Annotated in this window: 10 protein-coding genes and 1 pseudogene; 6 read left to right on the top strand and 5 right to left on the bottom strand. The window is 71.2% G+C overall.

Annotation, left to right across the window (positions count from 1 at the left end):
• Positions 1–104: 104 nt before the first annotated feature.
• Positions 105–1,223: an FAD-dependent oxidoreductase gene (locus tag QSK31_RS34690; RefSeq protein WP_285688856.1), complete on the top strand. Its 1,119-nt coding sequence runs from the start codon at positions 105–107 to the stop codon at positions 1,221–1,223.
• A gap of 197 nt (positions 1,224–1,420) precedes the next feature.
• On the opposite strand, the gene QSK31_RS34695 is transcribed toward QSK31_RS34690, so the two are convergent.
• Positions 1,421–2,272 carry a DNA-3-methyladenine glycosylase family protein gene (locus QSK31_RS34695; RefSeq protein ID WP_285688857.1) on the bottom strand — a complete coding sequence of 284 codons (852 nt, stop codon included), beginning with the start codon at positions 2,270–2,272 and terminating at the stop codon, positions 1,421–1,423.
• A 55-nt stretch (positions 2,273–2,327) separates the two neighbouring features.
• On the opposite strand from QSK31_RS34695, the gene icmA reads away from it, so the two are divergent.
• The 3 genes and pseudogenes from icmA to QSK31_RS34710 form a co-directional block, all read left to right on the top strand.
• Positions 2,328–3,995 carry a coenzyme B12-dependent isobutyryl-CoA mutase large subunit gene (icmA, locus tag QSK31_RS34700; RefSeq protein ID WP_285688858.1) on the top strand — a complete coding sequence of 556 codons (1,668 nt, stop codon included), beginning with the start codon at positions 2,328–2,330 and terminating at the stop codon, positions 3,993–3,995.
• An 83-nt stretch (positions 3,996–4,078) separates the two neighbouring features.
• Complete coding sequence (locus QSK31_RS34705; protein ID WP_285688860.1) at positions 4,079–5,053, top strand: tetratricopeptide repeat protein; 975 nt, start codon at positions 4,079–4,081, stop codon at positions 5,051–5,053.
• Between the two features lie 20 nt (positions 5,054–5,073).
• A pseudogene (locus tag QSK31_RS34710) lies at positions 5,074–5,977 on the top strand (arginase family protein); the annotation flags it as partial.
• Between the two features lie 888 nt (positions 5,978–6,865).
• Here the strand turns inward: QSK31_RS34710 and QSK31_RS34715 are convergent.
• Positions 6,866–8,764: a penicillin-binding transpeptidase domain-containing protein gene (locus tag QSK31_RS34715; RefSeq protein ID WP_285688861.1), complete on the bottom strand. Its 1,899-nt coding sequence runs from the start codon at positions 8,762–8,764 to the stop codon at positions 6,866–6,868.
• Between the two features lie 228 nt (positions 8,765–8,992).
• Between QSK31_RS34715 and QSK31_RS34720 the strand changes: the two genes are divergently transcribed.
• On the top strand, positions 8,993–13,927 hold the full coding sequence (locus tag QSK31_RS34720; RefSeq protein WP_285688862.1) for an NAD-glutamate dehydrogenase: 4,935 nt from the start codon (positions 8,993–8,995) through the stop codon (positions 13,925–13,927).
• A gap of 32 nt (positions 13,928–13,959) precedes the next feature.
• A complete protein-coding gene (locus tag QSK31_RS34725; RefSeq protein ID WP_285688863.1) occupies positions 13,960–16,275 on the top strand; it encodes a heavy metal translocating P-type ATPase in 2,316 nt (771 codons plus the stop codon).
• A gap of 1,134 nt (positions 16,276–17,409) precedes the next feature.
• Here QSK31_RS34725 and QSK31_RS34730 read toward each other — a convergent pair.
• From QSK31_RS34730 to QSK31_RS34740, 3 genes are read right to left on the bottom strand one after another with little or no spacing between them, the layout of a single operon-like run.
• The gene (locus QSK31_RS34730; protein ID WP_502873053.1) at positions 17,410–18,129 is read right to left on the bottom strand and encodes a TetR/AcrR family transcriptional regulator; all 720 of its coding nucleotides are present in this window, start codon (positions 18,127–18,129) and stop codon (positions 17,410–17,412) included.
• Positions 18,110–18,535, bottom strand: a complete 426-nt coding sequence (locus QSK31_RS34735) for a thiol-disulfide oxidoreductase DCC family protein (RefSeq protein WP_285688865.1) — start codon at positions 18,533–18,535, stop codon at positions 18,110–18,112. The genes QSK31_RS34730 and QSK31_RS34735 overlap by 20 nt, the downstream gene beginning before the upstream one ends.
• Entirely contained in the window at positions 18,532–19,023 is a 492-nt protein-coding gene (locus tag QSK31_RS34740; protein ID WP_285688866.1) for a hypothetical protein, read from the bottom strand. Before QSK31_RS34740 ends, QSK31_RS34735 begins: the two co-directional genes overlap by 4 nt.
• Positions 19,024–19,025 lie beyond the last annotated feature (2 nt).

Consider the following 19,025-nt stretch of genomic DNA (forward strand, 5'->3'; position numbering starts at 1 on the left):
TCAGCCACCCTCTGGACCCGCCTCGCACTTGGGCGATCCACGAGACAGGACTTAGGGGCAATCCCAGGGTTGTCAGTCATAGTCATGACGTGCATAGTCAACTCATGACTAAAGCCATCATCGCCGGGGCCGGAATCGCCGGCACGGCCGCCGCCCTCGCGCTCCACCGCCTCGGCTGGGACGTGACGATCCACGAGGCGCGGGAAGAGAGCGCGGACGAGCGAGGCGCGTTCCTCACGGTCGCGGTCAACGGCATCGCGGCCTTGCGTACGCTCGGCATCGACCCCTCCTCGGCGCTGGCCCACGGCTATCCCACCCCCACGGTCGTGCTCCGCAACGGCGCCGATCGCGAGCTCTCCCGGCTGCCCCTGGGCGGCCCGACGGCCGACGGGCTGGTCACCACCACGATCCGCCGGGCCGACCTCTACCTCGCGCTGCGCAAGGCGGTGCTCGACGCCGGCGTCCCGATCCACTACGCGAGCCGGGTCACCACCCTCGACGCCGGCGCCGACCTGATCGTCGGGGCGGACGGGCTCAACTCCCAGGTGCGCCGCCGCATCGACGGCGCCCGGCCGCGATACCTCGGGCTGCTCAACGCGGGCGGCTTCACCGCACGACCGATCGAGGCGGACCTCGACCGGACGCCCGGCCTGGTGCACATGACCTTCGGGCGGCGATGCTTCTTCGGGTGGAGCGCCGCGCCGGACGGATCGGTGTGGTGGTTCGCCAACCCGCCGTCGCGCACACCGCACAGCGGCCCGCCGCCCGCGGACTGGCGCGAACAGCTCATCGACCTGCTCGCCGCCGACGAGGGCCCCGCGGCGGCGATCGTCCGGGCCACCCCCGAGGCGCTCGGCCCGTGGAACACCTACGACCTGCCGCGCGTGCGCACCTGGCGATCCGGCAACGCGGTCCTGATCGGCGACGCCGCGCACGCCGCGTCCCCGTCGTCCGGGCAGGGGGCGTCGATGGCCTTGGAGGACGCGGTCGTGCTCGGCCGGGCGCTGGCGTCGTCATCGGACATCGAGCGGGGGCTGGCCGCCTACGAGGAGATCCGGCGGCCCCGGGTCCAGCGCGTCGTGCGGGCGGGCCGGCGCAACGGCAGCGGCAAGGCGGCGGGCCCGGTCGGAGCCGCGATCCGAAACTTCATGATGCCGCCGATGATGCGCATGCTCTACCGCAACGGCAACCCCCAGTCCTGGATCCTCGACCACCGCGTCTGATCCTCTTGGCCCACCCGGCAGCCCGGTCCGGCGAATGTGGCCGCGGCAAGGTCGAGACCGGCGGACGCGGGCTGTCCCCGCGGGCCCACCCGGCAGGTGGGCAGAGGGGGTGACCCACGACGGCCCGGCGTGTGTGCCACGCCGAATTGACGTCGCGCGTACGTGTGAACGGTCTTGATCTTGATGGGACCGAAGCGCTACGAACCCGCCTGGCGTAGGAGAAAAGAGGCCCAGCTGCGGTAGGGGCGCCAGCTCTGGGAGATCGCGTCCAGCTGGGCCGATGCGGGCTCCGGGCCGAGGTCGTAGAGCCGAGCCATCGTCGTGCGCAGGTGGGGCGTCTCGCGCGGGAAGAGGTCGGCCACGCCGGCGCCGCGGATCAGGGTGAGTTCGGCGGAGAACGGGCCGATGCCCTGGAGCTTGCGCAGATGGGCCATGGCCTGCTCGATCGTCATGTCGCGCAGCAGGTCGGCGTCGAGGTCGCCGGCCAGGGCCGCCTCGCCGAGAGCGCGCAGGTTCTCCACCTTGCGGATCATCATGCCGGGCATCGGCTCCAGCGTGGCCAGTCGCTGCGGCGGTGGGAAGGCGGCCAGCCGGTGGTCGCCGAAGTCCACCGTCTCGCCCAGGTCCTCGCTGAGCCGCCGCCGCAGGGTCGCGGCCTGCCTCATCGAGATGCGGTGGCAGAGCAGGGCCCAGGCCGCCGCCTCGTACGGGCTGCCGAACAGCACCGGCCGCAGCCCGGGGAACTGTTTCTGCAGGTCGCCGATCACCTCGTCGCGGGTGCCCACCTCGGCGAAACCGCTGCCGTCGATGTCCAGCGACAGGATGCGGGACACCTGCGCGGCGATCTGGTCGGCGGGCAGGTCGCCGGGGTTGGCGACGATGTGACCGGTGAGGTCGTCGGTCACCCGGACGCCGACGGTCGTCCAGGCGCCGTCGGCGGGGAAGGCGAAGTCGGCCCGCGCCCCGCTCGCGAAGGCCGGGAAGATGGCCTGGAAGCGGGCGGCCTCGGCCAGCGAGAACGGGCCCCGGGCGGACAGCGGAAAAGTCACCGCAGCATCAAAGCAGACTTAGCGATCGTTCAGGTGATGGCTCTAGGATGTGGCCATGGACGCAGCCGAGATCGCCGCCGGCCGGGAGCGCTGGCAGCGGCGCTACGACGAGTCGCGGAAGCGGGACGCCGACTTCACCACGCTCTCCGGCACACCCGTCGACCCGGTGTACGGGCCGCGCGGCGACCACCCCGGATTCGAGCGTATCGGCTGGCCGGGCGAGTTCCCGTACACCCGCGGGCTCTACCCGACCGGGTACCGCGGGCGGACCTGGACGATCCGGCAGTTCGCCGGATTCGGCAACGCGCGGCAGACCAACGAGCGCTACAAGATGATCCTGGCCGCGGGCGGCGGCGGGCTGAGCGTCGCCTTCGACATGCCGACGCTGATGGGCCGGGACTCCGACGAGCCGCAGTCGCTGGGCGAGGTGGGCCACTGCGGGGTCGCGATCGACTCGGCCGCCGACATGGACGTCCTCTTCGACGGCATCAAGCTGGAGGACGTCACCACGAGCATGACGATCTCCGGGCCGGCCGTGCCGATCTTCGTGATGTACCTGGTGGCCGCCGAGCGGCAGGGTGCCACCCTGCGCAACCTCGACGGCACCCTGCAGACCGACATCTTCAAGGAGTACATCGCGCAGAAGGAGTGGCTGTTCCCGCCCGAGCCGCACCTGCGCCTGATCGGCGACCTGATGGAGTACTGCGCCGCCGAGATCCCGCGGTACAAGCCGCTGTCGGTGAGCGGCTACCACATCCGGGAGGCCGGCTCGACCGCCGCGCAGGAGCTCGCCTACACGCTGGCCGACGGCTTCGGCTACGTCGAGCTGGGCCTGAGCCGCGGGCTGGACGTGAACACCTTCGCGCCGGGGCTGTCCTTCTTCTTCGACGCGCACATCGACTTCTTCGAGGAGATCGCCAAGTTCCGGGCGGCCCGGCGGATCTGGGCCCGGCACCTGCGCGACGACTACGGCGCGACCAGCGAGAAGGCGCTCTGGCTGAAGTTCCACACCCAGACCGCGGGCGTCTCGCTGACCGCGCAACAGCCGGTGAACAACGTGGTCCGGACCGCGGTGGAGGCGCTGGCGGCCATCCTGGGCGGCACCAACTCGCTGCACACCAACGCGCTGGACGAGACGCTCGCGCTGCCCACCGACGAGTCCGCCGAGATCGCGCTGCGGACCCAGCTGGTGCTGATGGAGGAGACCGGCGTCACCAACGTGGCCGATCCGCTCGGCGGCAGCTGGTACCTCGAGGAACTGACCGACCGGATCGAGGCCGAGGCGGAGGAGATCTTCACCCGGATCCGCGAGCTCGGCGACGACGGCAGCATGACCGCGGGCATCCTGCGCGGCATCGAGGACGGCTGGTTCACCTCCCACATCGCCGAGGCCGCGTTCGTCTACCAGCAGGCGCTGGAGAAAGGCGACAAGAAGATCGTCGGGGTGAACGCCCACACCGGCACCGTCTCGGGCGAGCTGGAAATTCTGCGTGTCTCCCACGAGGTCGAGGTGGTGCAGCGGCGCGAGCTGACCGCCCGCAAGGACAACCGCGATGGGGTACGCCTCCGTCAAGCGCTCGATCGCCTGATCGCGGCGAGCCGCACCGACGAGAACCTCATCCCGCCGATGCTGGAGGCGGCCCGGGCCGAAGCCACACTGGGCGAGATCTGTGGCGCCCTCAAGGACGAGTGGGGGATCTACCAGGAACCCGCCCGCTTCTGATTTTCCCGGCTCGCTGTGACGTCCGATATGACCTGCCCGGCGGCGCGGCCGACCGGCTGCCCTGCGTGCGAGACTAGGGAACCATGAGCGACCCACGGAGCACTCCGTCGATCTTCACCCGCGGCGCGGTCGACCTCAGCGCGCTGCGCCCGGCTCCGGCACGCCCCGCCGCACCCGCCGGCGGCCCCCCGGCCGGCGCCAGCAGTCCGCCGCGCCCGGCCGGTTCCGCCGCCAGTCCCGCCGGTGGCCCGGGCGGTAACCCCGCCGCCGGTGCGCCCGCGGCCGGGTCGGCGGCCATCATCGAGGTGAACGAGGCCAACTTCCAGACCGAGGTGCTCGAACGCTCCCTGAGCACACCGGTGATCCTGGACTTCTGGGCCGACTGGTGCGAGCCGTGCAAGCAGCTGTCCCCGATCCTGGAAAAGCTGGCGGCGGCCGCCGGCGGCGACTGGGTGCTCGGCAAGGTCGACGTGGACGCCAACCCGCGGCTCGCCCAGGCGCTGCGCGTGCAGGGCATCCCGATGGTCGTCGCGGTGGTCGGCGGCCAGCTCGTCGAGGGCTTCACCGGCGTGCTGCCCGAGGCCCAGGTCAAGCAGTACGTGGACGCCGTCCTCAAGGCGGGCGGGGTGTCCGTGGCGCCCGCCGAGGACCCGCGCCTGGACGCCGCCGACGACGCGCTGATGACCGGCGACCTGGACGAGGCCGAGGCCGCGTACAAGAAGATCCTGGCCGAGACCCCGCAGGACCGTGCCGCCGAGTCCGGGCTGGCGCAGGTCGAGCTGTACCGCCGGATCCAAGGTGTGGACGCGCAGTCCGCCATGGCCAAGGCCGACGCCGACCCCGGCGACATCGCGGCGCAGCAGCTGGCCGCCGACATCGAGGTGCTCAGCGGGCAGGCGCCGGACGCCTACCAGCGCCTCGTCGACCTGGTGAAGCGCTCCAGCGGCGACGAACGTGACGAGGTCCGCAAGCACCTGCTCTCGCTGTTCGCGGTCGCCGGTCCGGACGACCCGGCGGTGTCCGAGGCTCGTCGCGCCCTGGCCCGCGCCCTGTTCTAAAGAGAAGGGAGGGGCCCCGCATGCGCCGCATCGCCATCCTCGACGCACCGTCCAATCTCGGTCTGCGCCCGCCGACCGTGACATCGGTGCCGGGGTGTGCCAAGGCGCCCGGGGCCCTGCGCGACAACGGTCTGCTGGAGCGGCTGCACGCGAGGGACGCCGGGTGCCTCACGCCGCCGCGCTACGACCCGGGTGACTGGCGCCCCGGCGACGGGGTGTGCCACGCGGAGCAGATCAACGCGTACTCCCGCCGCCTCGCCGACCGGATCGCCGACATCCTCGACGCGGGCGAGTTCCCGGTGATCCTCGGCGGGGACTGCTCCATCGTGATCGGCTCCGGCCTGGCCATGCACCGGCTCGGCGCGGAGATCGGCGGCCGCATCGGCCTGGTCTTCGTCGACGGGCACTCCGACTTCCGCCACCCCGGCAACGCCTCGTACGTGGGCGCGGCCGCCGGTGAGGACCTGGCCCTGGTCACCGGCCGCGGCCAGCCCGACCTGGCGGCCATCGAGGGGCGCCGGCCCTACTTCCGCGACATCGACGTGGTGGTCATGGGCATCCGCGCCCAGGACGAGTACCGCCTCGACCTCCAGGCCGCCGGCATCGTCACCCGCCCGGTGCCGGCGCTGCGCGCGGAGGGTGCGGCCCGCAGCGCCCAGTGGGCCCGCGACCAGTTGGTCGACTGCGCCGGCTACTGGGTGCACGTCGACATGGACGTCCTCGACCCGGCCGTGATGCCGGCGGTGGACGCGCCGTCACCCGGTGGCATCGCCTTCCCCGAGCTGGAGTTGCTGCTGGCCGGGCTGGTCGACACCCCCGACTGCCTCGGCGTGGAGATCACGGTCTTCGACCCGGACTACGACCACGACGGCTCCTACGCCGCGGAGATCACGTCCACGCTGGTCGCCGGGCTCTCCCCGGTACGCACGGCGCCGGCCCGCCCGGACCTGGTGGCCGCCCGCCAGGACCTCGACGCCCCGCCGGCGCCCGACCCGGTGGTCGAATCCGCCGCGGTGTGGGTCGCCGAGTACAACGTCACCCTGGACCGGACCGCCGACCCCGCCGATCCTGTTGACCCGCCTGATCCCGTTGACCCGGTGGATTCTGTTGACCCGGTGGATCCTGTTGACCCGGTGGATCCTGCTGACCCGGCCGATGAGCCCGATCCTCTCGAGCCGTCGGACGAGCCCGAACCGATCGAGCCCTCGGACCAGATCGATCCGTCCGAGCCGGATCTTGCGCCCGTCGCTGAGACCGAGCAGGTCGTCGAGGTCGAGCCTGCCGTTGAGGTCGAGCCTGCCGTTGAGGTCGAGCCTGCCGTTGAGGTCGAGCCTGTTGTCGAGGCCGAGCCTGTCGCTGAGGCCGAGCCGATTGTCGAGGCCGAGCCGATTGTCGAGGCCGAGCCGATTGTCGAGGCCGAGCCGATTGTCGAGGCCGAGCCGGTTTTCGAGCCTGTCGCTGAGGCCGAGCCTGTTGCCGAGCCCGAGGACGTTCCCGCCGAGGGCGAGCCGGTCGTGGCCACGGTCAACGGCAGCGCGGCCCACGATCCGGCCCGGCCGATCGTTCCGCGGCCGCTCGGCTCGGCGCCGCTGCTGGACTCCGAGCCGCTGCCGGCCACCAGGCCCGGGATGCTGCGCCCGCGGCCCTCGGAGGACAGCGGGTTCACCCTCCCGACTCAACGCCCGGCGTTCGACCTCGGCTCCGGCGAGCCGGCCGACATCGCCTGACGCGTCGGCCGGTCGGGCTGGACTTCACGCGTCGGCCGGTCGGGCTGGACTTCACGCGTCAGCCGGTCGGGCTGGACTTCACGCGTCAGCCGTTCAGGCCGGACAGGAAGCGGGACACGATCGGGACGGCGGTGTCGGCGCCGGCGCCGCCCTTCTGGACCATCACCGCGAACGCGACGTCGTCCTGCCAGCCGATGAACCAGGCGTGCGTCTCCGGGGAACCGGACGCGAACTCGGCGGTGCCGGTCTTGCCGTACACCGGCTTGCCCTTCGCTCGCTTCAAGGCCGTACCCGTGCCTGAGGTGACCACCTCGCGCATCATCTCCCGCAACGGGTCGGCGGTGGCCGCGTCGATCGGGCTGCCGTCGACGGCAGGCTTGGCCGGCGGCGGGTCGAGCACCAGCTTGGGCTGGACGAACTTGCCGCGGGCGACCGCCGCCGTCGCGCTGGCCATGGCGATCGGGCTGACCGCGGTCTGACCCTGGCCGAAGCTCGCCTGGGCCAGCTCGCCGGGGTTGTCGGCGGGTGACGGCTTCCCGCTGAACGCCGGCATGCCGAGGTCCCACTCGGCGCCGAGGCCGAGGGCCGTCGAGGCCGCTTTCAGCCCGTCCGCGCCGAGTTTCGGCGACAGGTTCACGAACGCGGTGTTGCACGACTTGGCGAAGTCGGTGTGGAACGGGACCTTGCCGAGGGCCATGTCGTGCGAGTTCTTGAAGGCCTTGCCCGCGACCTCCTTGGTCTTCGGGCAGTCGACGGCGGTGTCGGCGGTGACCGCCTTCTTCTGCAGCAGGCCGAGCGTCGAGACCATCTTGAACGTCGAGCCGGGTGGCACCTGCCCGGTCAGCGCCACGTTGTCACTGCCGCCGTCGGGGCCGTTGCTGACCGCCAGCACCGCCGAGTCGCTGATCCGCACCGCGACCAGGGCGCTGGGCTGCTTCTGCGTCGCGGTTGCCGCGTCGGCCGCGTTCTGCGTACGCACATCGATCGTGGTTTTGACCGGTGTCCCGGCGACCGGCTTGGTGCTGAAGACCTGGGCCGGCTTCTCGTCGCCGCTGCGCTGGATCACCACGGACAGCCCGGACGTGCCCCGCAGCTTGGCGTCGTAGCGTTCCTGGATGCCGCCGTGCCCGGCCGTGTCGCCCTGGGCGAGGGTGTCGGGGTTGGCGTCGATGTCCTCGGCGGTGGCCAGGTCGACGGTGCCGAGGAGGGCGCGCGCGAACATCCGGGTCGGCGCCAGGGCGCGGCTTTCCTCGGGGAACGTGGTGCCGGGCAGCGGGCGTACCTCTGCCCTGATCTTGAGATAGTCCTCGCGACGCAGCGTGACGATGTCGATGCGGCTGTTCTCCTGCGCCTTCGCGACGCGGGCGGGGAGGTCCTTGAGGTCGACGGTCACCTTGATCTTCTTGAGGGCCGTGGTGAGCGCCGTGGCCAGCGCGGGAACGTCGTCGCCGACCCGGGCGGGGTCGAGCGCGATGGTGACCACCGGGCGCGGCGTCACGATCGGCTTGCCGGCCGCGTCGAGCACGGCGGCCCGCTCGGCGGCGACCCGGCGCACGGCGAGCTTGTCGCCGCCGACCAGGTCTTTCTGCACGATGGACGGCTCCCAGATGATCCGCCAGCCGTCGCTGTCCCGCTTCGTCATCCGGACGAGGCTCTGGTACGACCAGGGCACACCCCCGGGCAGCGTCCAGTCGATCTTGACCGTGCCGGTCGCGATGTCGCCGTTCTCCTTCGTGTCACCGGCCCGGCTGACCACCAGCGTGGTGACCGGCAGCTCGCCGGCGAGGCCGCCGATCTCGGTGGCCACCTCGTCCGACTTGATCGGGGCGCCGGCGGCCGTGACAAAGCCCACCTTCGACAGATCGCCGGATTTCCACCCGCTCAGGAACGTGTCGAGCGCGTCATCCGGCCCGTCGGAACCGCAGGCCGTGGCACCGCCGCCCAGCATCGCCAGGCCGATCAGGGCCGCGAGGGCACGCCGCATCGTTTCTCCATCTCAGGGGGGTACGGGCTGCCAGAAACTTAGCGAACGCTCATCACATCTCGGCTGCGACAGTGTCCTGCGCTGGGTGATCTGTATCAAATTTCGGCCACGATCGGCACGTTCGCGACCTTGGCGTGACCGACGCCCCGGATTCCTGTCGGGGGCACGCCGTAGGCTGTGCCAGAAGCGTTTAGCCCACAGAGTTGTGGGCTGAGGGGAGTGCCAGGCATGGCTGTCGCCGACGAGGCAGCGTCCGATTCCGACCCTGAGATCGACTTCGTGCCGGGCCCCGGGCTGGCGGTGACCGGCCGGCTCGGCACGTCTGAGGACAGCGAGCTCGAGGAGCCGTTGCCCAATGCCGAGCGGCTGGTGGCCGCGGCGGTGTCGCTGGCCGGCAACGACCACGTGACGGCGTCGCTGGTGGACCGCTTCTGGCGGTTCGCGCCCGACGAGGAACTGGTCGGCTTCACGCCGGAGGAGATGCACGCCGCCGCACTCGACCATCGTGAGCTGGCCGCGGCCCGGTTGCCCGGCGAGCTGAAGGTGGAGATCAGCCCGCCTGACCGCGACGAGCCGCGCACGGTGGTGTCGATCGTCACCGACGACATGCCGTTCCTGGTCGACTCGGTCACCGCGCTGCTCACCGCCCACCAGCTCGAGGTGCATCTGCTGGTGCACCCGCTGATCGTGGTGCGCCGCGAGCCGCTGGGGGCGCTGGCCGAGGTCGAGGCCGACGTCGAGCCCGACGACGCGATCGACGGCGACCTGGTGGAGAGCTGGATCCGGATCGAGATCGACCCGGTCCGCGACCCGGCCGCCCGTGAGCAGCTGCACAACGAGGTGCGGCGGGTGCTCACCGACGTGCGCGACGCGGTGGAGGACTGGCAGCGCATGCGTCAGCGGGCGCTGGTGATCGCCGACGAGCTGGCCGCCGCCCGTGGTTCCGACACCAAGCTCCCGGTGCCGGACAAGGACGTCACCGACTCGGTCGAGCTGCTCAAGTGGCTGGCCCACGACCACTTCACCTTCCTGGGTTACCGGGAGTACCGGTTGCGCGACGACGTCCTGCACGTCGTCGAGGGCAGCGGCCTGGGCATCCTGCGGGGTCCGGGCACGCCGCGGGCGCTGTCGTCGATGACGCCGGAGGCGTACAAACGCGCGCTGGAGAAACGCCTGCTGGTGATCACCAAGGCCAACTCCCGGGCGACCGTGCACCGCTCGTCGTACCTCGACTACATCGGCGTGAAGGTCTTCGACGACGACGGTCAGGTGGTCGGCGAGCGCCGCTTCCTGGGCCTGTTCTCCAGCTCGGCCTACCGCACCAGCGTCCGTGAGCTGCCGGTGGTCCGCCGCAAGGTGGGCGAGGTGCTGGACCGCTCCGGCCTCTCCCCGCGCGGGCACAGCGGCAAGGACCTGCTGCAGATCCTGGAGACTTACCCGCGCGACGAGCTTTTCCAGATCAAGACCGATGATCTGTACGAGGCGGTGGTCGGCGTCCTGCGGATGGCGGGCCGCCGTCAGTTGCGCCTGTTCCTGCGCCGGGACGGCTACGGCCGGTTCATCTCCTGCCTGGTCTACCTGCCCCGCGACCGGTTCACCACGCAGAACAGGCTGTGTATGCAGGAGATCCTGCTGCGCGAGCTGAACGGCATCGGGGTCGACTACACCACCCGGGTGACCGAGCGGATGCTCGCGCGGGTGCATTTCGTGGTGCGCACCGACCCGGCCGACCCGCCCGGCCAGGTTGATCCGAACGAGCTGGCCGAGATGCTCGCCGACGCCACCCGCATCTGGGACGACGACTTCTCCCTGGTGCTGGAGCGCAAGCTCGGCGAGGAGCCGGCCAAGGACCTGTTCGCGCGGTACGCGACGGCGTTCCCGGACAGCTACAAGGACGGTCACACGCCGTACGAGGCGGTGCAGGATCTCGCCAAGCTGGAGCTGCTCGAGGAGCCGGGCCAGCTGGAGATGCACCTCTACCGCAAGCGGCACCTGAGCAAGGCCGGCGAGCCCGAGCCGGACGATCACGACGTGCGGTTCAAGGTCTACCGGTACGGCGAGCCGATGATGCTCTCCACGGTGCTGCCGGTGCTGCACTCGCTCGGCGTCGAGGTGGTCGACGAGCGGCCGTACGAGGTGCGGCGCCCGGACGGCACGGTCTACCTCTACGACTTCGGTTTGCAGCCGCCGACCGAGCATCGTGAGTTGTCCGAGGTCCGGCCGCAGGTGGAGAACGCGTTCGCCGCCGCCTGGCGAGGCGAGGCCGAGGTGGACGGCTTCAACGAGCTGGTGCTGCGCGCCGGGCTGACCTGGCGGCAGGCGGTGGTCCTGCGGGCGTACGCGAAATATCAGCGCCAGACCGGGCAGGTCTTCTCACAGCGCTACGTGGAGTCCACGTTCGTGTCCTACCCGGAGATCGCGCGGCTGCTGGTGCGGCTGTTCGAGACCCGGTTCTCGCCGCGGCTGGAGATCGGCGAGCAGGACCGTGACCGGCTCTCCGGCGAGCTGTCCGAGCAGATCACCACCCTGCTGGACGCGGTGGACAGCCTCGACCAGGACCGCATCCTGCGGTCGTACCTGACGTTGATCCAGGCCACCCTGCGCACCAGCTTCTTCCAGCGCGGCCCGGACCAGCGGCCGAAGTCCTACGTCGCGTTCAAGCTGGACCCGCAGGCGATCCCGGGCCTGCCACAGCCGCGGCCGAAATACGAGATTTTTGTGTACTCGCCTCGGTTCGAGGGTGTGCACCTGCGGTTCGGTGACGTGGCCCGGGGCGGTCTGCGCTGGTCCGACCGCCGGGAGGACTTCCGGACCGAGATCCTGGGCCTGGTCAAGGCGCAGATGGTCAAGAACGCGGTGATCGTGCCGGTGGGCGCCAAGGGCGGCTTCGTGCTGAAGCAGAAACCGGGCGACCGGGACGAGGCGGTGGCCTGCTACCGCCAGTTCATCACCGCTCTGCTGGACGTCACCGACAACATCCTGTCCGGCAAGATCGTGCCGCCGCGTGACGTGGTCCGGCACGACGGCGACGACCCTTACCTCGTGGTGGCGGCGGACAAGGGCACGGCCACGTTCTCCGACATCGCCAACGAGATCTCGGTCGGCAAGGACTTCTGGATGGGCGACGCGTTCGCCTCCGGCGGGTCGGCCGGCTACGACCACAAGAAGATGGGCATCACCGCCCGCGGTGCGTGGGAGTCGGTCAAGAAACACTTCCGCGACATGGGTCACAACACGCAGACCGAGGACTTCACCGTGGTCGGCGTGGGTGACATGTCCGGCGACGTGTTCGGCAACGGGATGCTGCTGTCCGAGCACATCCGGCTGGTGGCCGCGTTCGACCACCGGCACATCTTCCTCGACCCGAGTCCCGGCGCGGCCACCTCGTTCGCCGAGCGGCAGCGCCTGTTCGACCTGCCGCGGTCGAGCTGGGCGGACTACGACGCGAGCCTGATCAGCGAGGGCGGGGGCATTTACCCGCGCGGTGCCAAGTCGATCCCGATCTCGCCGCAGGTGCGGGCCGCGCTCGATCTGGGCGAGGTGTCCGCGATGAGCCCGGCCGAGCTGATGCGCGCGATCCTGCTGGCGCCGGTCGACCTGCTGTGGAACGGCGGCATCGGCACGTACGTGAAGGCGATCCCCGAGACGCACGCCGAGGTGGGCGACAAGGCCAACGACGCGATCCGCGTCAACGGCCGCGATCTGCGGGCCAAGGTGGTCGGTGAGGGCGGCAACCTGGGTCTGACCCAGCGCGGGCGGATCGAGTACGCCCGTCGGGGCGGCCGGATCTTCACCGACTTCATCGACAACACGGCCGGCGTGGACTGCTCCGACCACGAGGTGAACATCAAGATCCTGCTCGGCGGAGCGGTCGCCGACGGCGAGATGACCCTGCCCGAGCGCGACGATTTGCTGGCCGCGATGACCGACGAGGTCGCCGAGCTGGTGCTGCGGGACAACTACGAGCAGGCCACGGCGCTCGGCAACGCCGCCGCGCAGGCCCACTCGCTGCTGCCGGTGCACCGCCGGATGCTCAACGAGATGGAACGCTCCGGTCGCCTCAACCGCGAACTGGAGGCGCTGCCCACGGACGACGAGCTGGCCGCGCGCCAGGAGGCGGGTGACGGCCTCACCGCGCCGGAGTTCGCCGTGCTCCTGGCGTACGTGAAAATCGGTCTGGAGCGCGAGATTCTCGCCGACAGCCTGGTCGACGAGCCGTGGACCACCCGGGTGCTCTCCAACTATTTCCCGACGCCGCTGCGGGAGCGCTTCGCCGGGCGGATGGCGGGGCATCGCCTGCGGCGCGAGATCATCGCGACCGTCCTGGTCAACGAGGTGGTCAACCGGGGCGGCACGTCGTTCGTCTTCCGCGCGATGGAGGAGAGCGGCGCGTCCGCGGCCGACGTGGTCCGCGCCTACATGGTGGTCCGCGAGGTGTACGGCCTGCAGTCCATCTGGCACGCCACCGAGCGACTGGACCACGTGGTGCCGACGAGCGCCCAGGTCAAGGTCTACCTGGAGTCGCGGCGCCTGCTCGACCGGGCGACCCGCTGGCTGGTCAGCAGCCGGCGCTCGCCGATCGACGTGCCCGGCGAGACCGAGCGGCTGGGCCCGGGCGTGCGCACGCTGCTGGGGGCGCTGTCCGACGTGCTGGTCGGCGACGAGCGCGAGTCGCTGGACAACCACGTCGCGCTGATCGTCGACCTCGGCGTGCCCGAGGACCTGGCCGAGCGGATCGCGCGGGTGGTCTACGGCTTCGGGTTCTTCGACATCCTGGAGACGGCGAAGGGCACCGATCGAGACCTGATCGAGGTGGCGAAGGTCTACTTCGTGATCTCCGAGCGGTTCCAGATCGACGCCCTGCTCTCGCACATCTCCAAGCTGCCGCGCAACGACCGGTGGCAGACGCTCGCCCGGATGGCGCTGCGCTACGACCTGTACGCGGCGCTGGCCGGCCTCACCGCCGAGGTGTTGCACTCGACGCCGGGGGAGGCGACGCCGGAGGACCGGGTCTCCGAGTGGGAGCGGGTGAACGCGGCGTCGATCGCCCGGGCGGGCAACGCGATGGGCAACGTCGAGGATTCGCCGGCCGACCTGGCGGCGCTGTCGGTGCTGCTACGCCAGATCCGGACGCTCGTCAAGACGTCGGCCGCGAGTTCCTGATACGGGTACCCCCTTAGGGTATGGTGGGTCGCATGGAGCGGCTCATCGAGCTCGACGTCGGCGGAATGACGTGTGCGGCGTGCGCGAATCGCATCGAGAAAAAGCTGAACCGGCTCGACGGCGTCACCGCCACGGTGAACTACGCCACCGAGAAGGCTCGGGCTCGCGTGCCCGCATCGGTCTCCGCCGACGACCTGATCGCCGTGGTGGAGAAGACCGGATACACGGCGGCGTTGCCTGCCGCCGCGGCATCCCCGGCGCCGGTGAACGACCCGCTGCGTACCCGGCTCATCATCTCCGCCGTGCTCAGCGTGCCGGTCGTGGTGCTGGCCATGATCCCGGCCTGGCAGTTCGACTACTGGCAGTGGCTGTCGCTGACGCTCGCGGCGCCGGTCGTCGCGTACGGCGGCTGGCCGTTCCACCGCGCCATGGCCGTCAACCTGCGGCACGGCGCGGCGACCATGGACACACTGGTGTCGCTCGGGACGCTGGCCGCGTTCGGCTGGTCGGTGTGGGCCCTGTTCGTCGGCGACGCGGGTACGCCCGGCATGACGCACCCGTTCTCGTTGACCGCCCGCGGTGGCGACGCCATCTACCTGGAGGCGGCCGCCGGGGTGACCGTGTTCCTGCTGGCCGGCCGCTACCTGGAGGCGCGGGCCAAGCACCGGGCCGGTGACGCGCTGCGTGCGCTGGTGTCCCTCGGCGCCAAGACCGTGACAGTCGTTCGTGACGGTTCCTCGGCGGAGATCCCGGTCGACCAGCTGATGGTGGGTGACTCGTTCGTCGTGCGGCCCGGCGAGAAGATCGCCACCGACGGCGTGGTCGTGGACGGCGCCTCGGTCGTCGACCTCAGCCTGATCACCGGAGAGTCGGTGCCCGTCGAGGTGCGCCCCGGCGACCCGGTGATCGGCGCGACTGTCAACGCCGGCGGACGCCTGCTGGTGCGCGCCACCCGGGTCGGCGCGGACACGCAGCTCGCCCAGATGGCCCGGCTCGTGGAGGCGGCCCAGGACGGCAAGGCGGCGGTGCAGCGGCTGGCCGACCGGATCGCGGCCGTGTTCGTGCCCGTGGTGCTCGCGCTGGCGGTGGGGACGCTCGGCTACTGGCTGGGTACGGGCGGCGGTGTCACGGCCGCTTTCACCGCGGCGGTGGCCGTGCTGATCATCGCCTGCCCGTGCGCGCTGGGCCTGGCGACACCGACCGCCCTGCTGGTCGGCACCGGCCGAGGCGCCCAGCTGGGCATCCTGATCCGCGGCGTGACGGCCCTGGAGTCGACCCGCCGGGTGGACACCATCCTGTTGGACAAGACGGGCACGGTGACCACCGGGGTGATGTCGGTCGTCGCCGTCGAGAGTGACGGGCTCCGGTCTGAGGACGGTCTTCGGCCTGCTGACGTGCTCGGGTCTGGTGGCGGGCTTCGGCGTGCTGACGTGCTTGGGCCTGCTGACGTGCTCGGGCCTGCTGACGTGCTCGGGCGTGATGGCGGGCTTCGGCCTGCTGATGTTCTTCGGCTTGCCGGCGCGGTCGAGGCGGCGTCGGAGCATCCGCTGGGGCGGGCGATCGCCGTGGCGGCTCGGGAGGCCGGGGATCTGCCGCCGGTGAAGGGCTTTCATGCCACGGCCGGGGTCGGTGTCCGCGGCACGGTCGACGGCCGCGAGGTCGAGGTCCGCCGCGCGTCGTCCGGCGGCGGTGCTGTATCTGGCGGTGCTGTATCTGGCGGTGCTGTATCCGCTGATGCGCGAGGTCTCGTCGCCACCTGGGTGGAGGTGGTGGTGGACGGCCGGGTCGAAGGACGGATCGCGCTCGCCGACGCGGTCCGGCCGACAAGCAGGACGGCAGTCCAGGAGCTACGCCGGCTCGGGCTCGACCCGATCCTGCTCACCGGCGATTCCTCGGACGTGGCGGAGTCGGTGGCCGCCGAGGTGGGAATCGAGCGCGTGATCGCCGGGGTACTACCTGCCGGCAAGGTGGACGCGGTCAAGGAACTACAGGCCCAGGGACGCTCGGTGGCCATGGTCGGCGACGGCGTGAACGACGCCGCCGCGCTGACCCAAGCCGACCTGGGCCTGGCCATGGGCGCCGGCACCGACGTGGCGATCGAGGCGTCCGACCTGACCCTGGTCCGGGGCGACCTGACCGCGGCGGTCGACGCGGTCCGCCTCTCCCGCCGGACCCTGAACACGATCCGCGGCAATCTGTTCTGGGCCTTCGCCTACAACGTCGCGGCCATCCCGCTCGCCGCGGCCGGCCTGCTCAACCCGATGATCGCCGGCGCGGCGATGGCGCTGAGCTCGGTGTTCGTGGTCCTGAACAGCCTCCGGCTGCGGACCTTCCGTTCGGCGAGCTGAACGCCCGCAACGACCCGCCACGACCGCCCTCACCCACCACTCGCGTGGCCTGACCCACCACTCGCGTGGCCGGTGTGGCCAGTCGCGTGGCCGATGCCACCGCTCGCGTGGCCGGTGTGGCCAGTCGCGTGGCCGATGCCACCGCTCGCGTGGCCGGTGTGGCCAGTCGCGCAGTCAGTGCGACCATCGCGCGGCCGGTGGTAGGCCCGGGCGCTATCTGAGCCGCCTGACCGCTCCCAGCTACCACTCGCGCGGATGGTGGTAGCACGGCGCGGCATTTCCGCCCGGATGCCGCGCTGCCTCACCACGACGTGCCCAGTCCTACCACTCGCGCCCGCTCCTACCACCGACCGAACCCGGCCACGGCCGCGAGCGGCGGCTGCGACAGTGAGTGGGCGCTTGGGGGCCTGGCAGACTGGGCCGAGCCCCGCGCTGGGCGCGGGCGGCGGCAGCGAGGGCGAGTAGGCGCCCGGGCGCCTGGCAGACCGGGCCGAGCCCCACGGCGGGCGCGGGCGGCGGCAGCGAGGCCGAGTGGGCACCTGGGCGCCTGGCAGACCGGACCAAGCCCCACGGCGGGCGCGAGCGGCGGCAGCGAGGCCGAGTAGGGCGCCCGGGCGCCTGGCAGACCCGGCCGAGCCCCACGGCGGGCGCGAGCAGCGGCAGCGAGGGTGAGCGGGCGCCCGGCGAGGCCGCCGGAGCGAGCGCCGGCACCGACGGTGACAGGGCGTCCCCGCAGCCGGGCCCAACCCGGCAATACCCCACGCCCGGCGAAATCGCCGAAAAATGTGTCGCGGCCCCCGCCGCCACCCCCACCCCGGCACTGGGTGGGCGTCAGACTAGCGGCGGAGTGTGACGTTCTCGAGAACTGTCCACAGGGCGAAAAGCGGCGGACCGAGCACCCAGCGATCGCTCCCGAGATCGACCACGTGCCCGGCCCGCCAGTGTCGTAGCCGTCTTCGAACTGGTCCCGAAGCTCGAATCCGACTGCGACGTCCCCAGATCCACCTGCGGACATGACGCTACGTGGCGGTAACTGCGCGGCGGAAGGCCGGTCTCCGCAAACCAGCCGTTCGGACAGCCCGAAACCCCCAAGGGGGTAGCCCAGAGTAATTGCACGAAGGTTGCAGAGCGTGACTAATCGTCGCGGCGGATCGAGTCGATCAGGGTGAGGATCTGGCGCAGCGCGGGGCGCAGGACGCGCAGCCGGGACAGGGCCACCAGGCGGTCGATGAGTGGCACCGCCCCGTCGATCAGCCGGCGGGTGCGGCGCTGGTCGGGGGACTGGTCGTACACCCAGAACAGGACCACGCCCATCCAGCCCAGCCAGAGCAGCTCGGGCAGCTCGCGCCGCAGCTCCGGGTCGAGCTTGACCGACGAACCCTCGACGACGTCCCGGAACACGTCGATCGCCGCCTCCCGGGCCGGCGACGACTCCCGGGAGAACGGGCTCAGCGGCGACGTCGGCTCGGCGGCCGTCTTGAAGAACGTCGCGGCGAACGAGTGGTAGGGCGCGTTCACGTCGACCCCGGCGTGCAGGGTCGCCCGCAGCCGGGTGGCGAAGTCCCGCTCGGACTCCAGCAGCGGCGCGACCGCGCCCCGGAGCGACGCCTGGCTGCGGTCGTAGAACCCCTGGATCAGGTGTTCCTTCGAGTCGAAGTAGTAGTACGCGTTCCCGACCGCGACGCCCGCCTCCTTGGCGATCGCCCGCATCGTCGTCTCCGCGTACCCCCGCTCCCGGAACAGCCGCAGCGCCGTCTCCAGGATCAGCTGCCGGGTCTGCTCCCCGCGCGCCCGGCCTCGCCGGGGAGCAGCGGCAGCGGGCGCCGCGGGGGTGTCATCGGCAGGTGTCGTCACACCCGTCACCGTAGTCCGCCCCTCTGGTCTGCCGGCGGACGGCGCTGGCCGCCTTGATGAACGTGCGAGCCGCCGGGAGCAGGCTCGGGGTGCTCAGCCGCTCGGCCATGCCGCGGTAGTCGGCCAGCGCCCACAGGCAGGCCAGCCACGCGCCGTCGTCCGCATACACGTCACCGCCGTCGCTGATCACGGTCAGATCGCGCAGGGTGGCGCGGTGGTCCAGGCCCGGGAAGCGGGCCCGGGCCTCGGGTGAGGCGGCCGGGACAAATTCGAGGGGTACGAGCTGAGCACGGCTTTCCAGCCACCGGTGGGCGGCGCGGCAGACGGGGCACTGCTCGTCGTACAGAACCGTGAAGAACCTGATCCGGCCGGCCCCGTGACCGGCCGGATCGGTGTTCACAGTCACGCGGGGGCCGGGGGAGGAGTGGCCCCTGGGCGCGGTGACGTACCTGGGACGGGCGGATGGCTCGGCCAGTTCCCTCCGGCGGGCGGATTTTGCGGGTGCCCTGGGAGGCGGCCGACGGGAGGCAGCGGCGGTTGCTGCTGTTGCTGGCGGAGGCGGCCGCGGCGGTACCTGTTGAGGAAGAAGACGTTGAAGAAGTGCAGGACGCCGAGTACGAGCAGCACGAGGCCGATCTTCCAGGACAGTGTCTCCAGCGCCTTGGCGGCCGACGGGATCGTGGCGGCCGACGTCATGGCGACCGCTACGTAGCCGAGGTTGAGCAGGTAGAACCCCATCACGAGCAGCTGATTGATGGCGTGGGCGAGCTTGCTGTCCTGGAAGACGTCCTCCAGGAACACCATCCCGTTCTTCGACAGCGTGGTGGCCACCCAGATGGTGAGCCCGACGCTGATCGCCAGGTAGGCGAGGTACATCCAGACCTTGTGGTCCATCG

Source organism: Actinoplanes sp. NBRC 103695 (assembly GCF_030269485.1).
Taxonomy (GTDB): Bacteria; Actinomycetota; Actinomycetes; order Mycobacteriales; family Micromonosporaceae; genus Actinoplanes.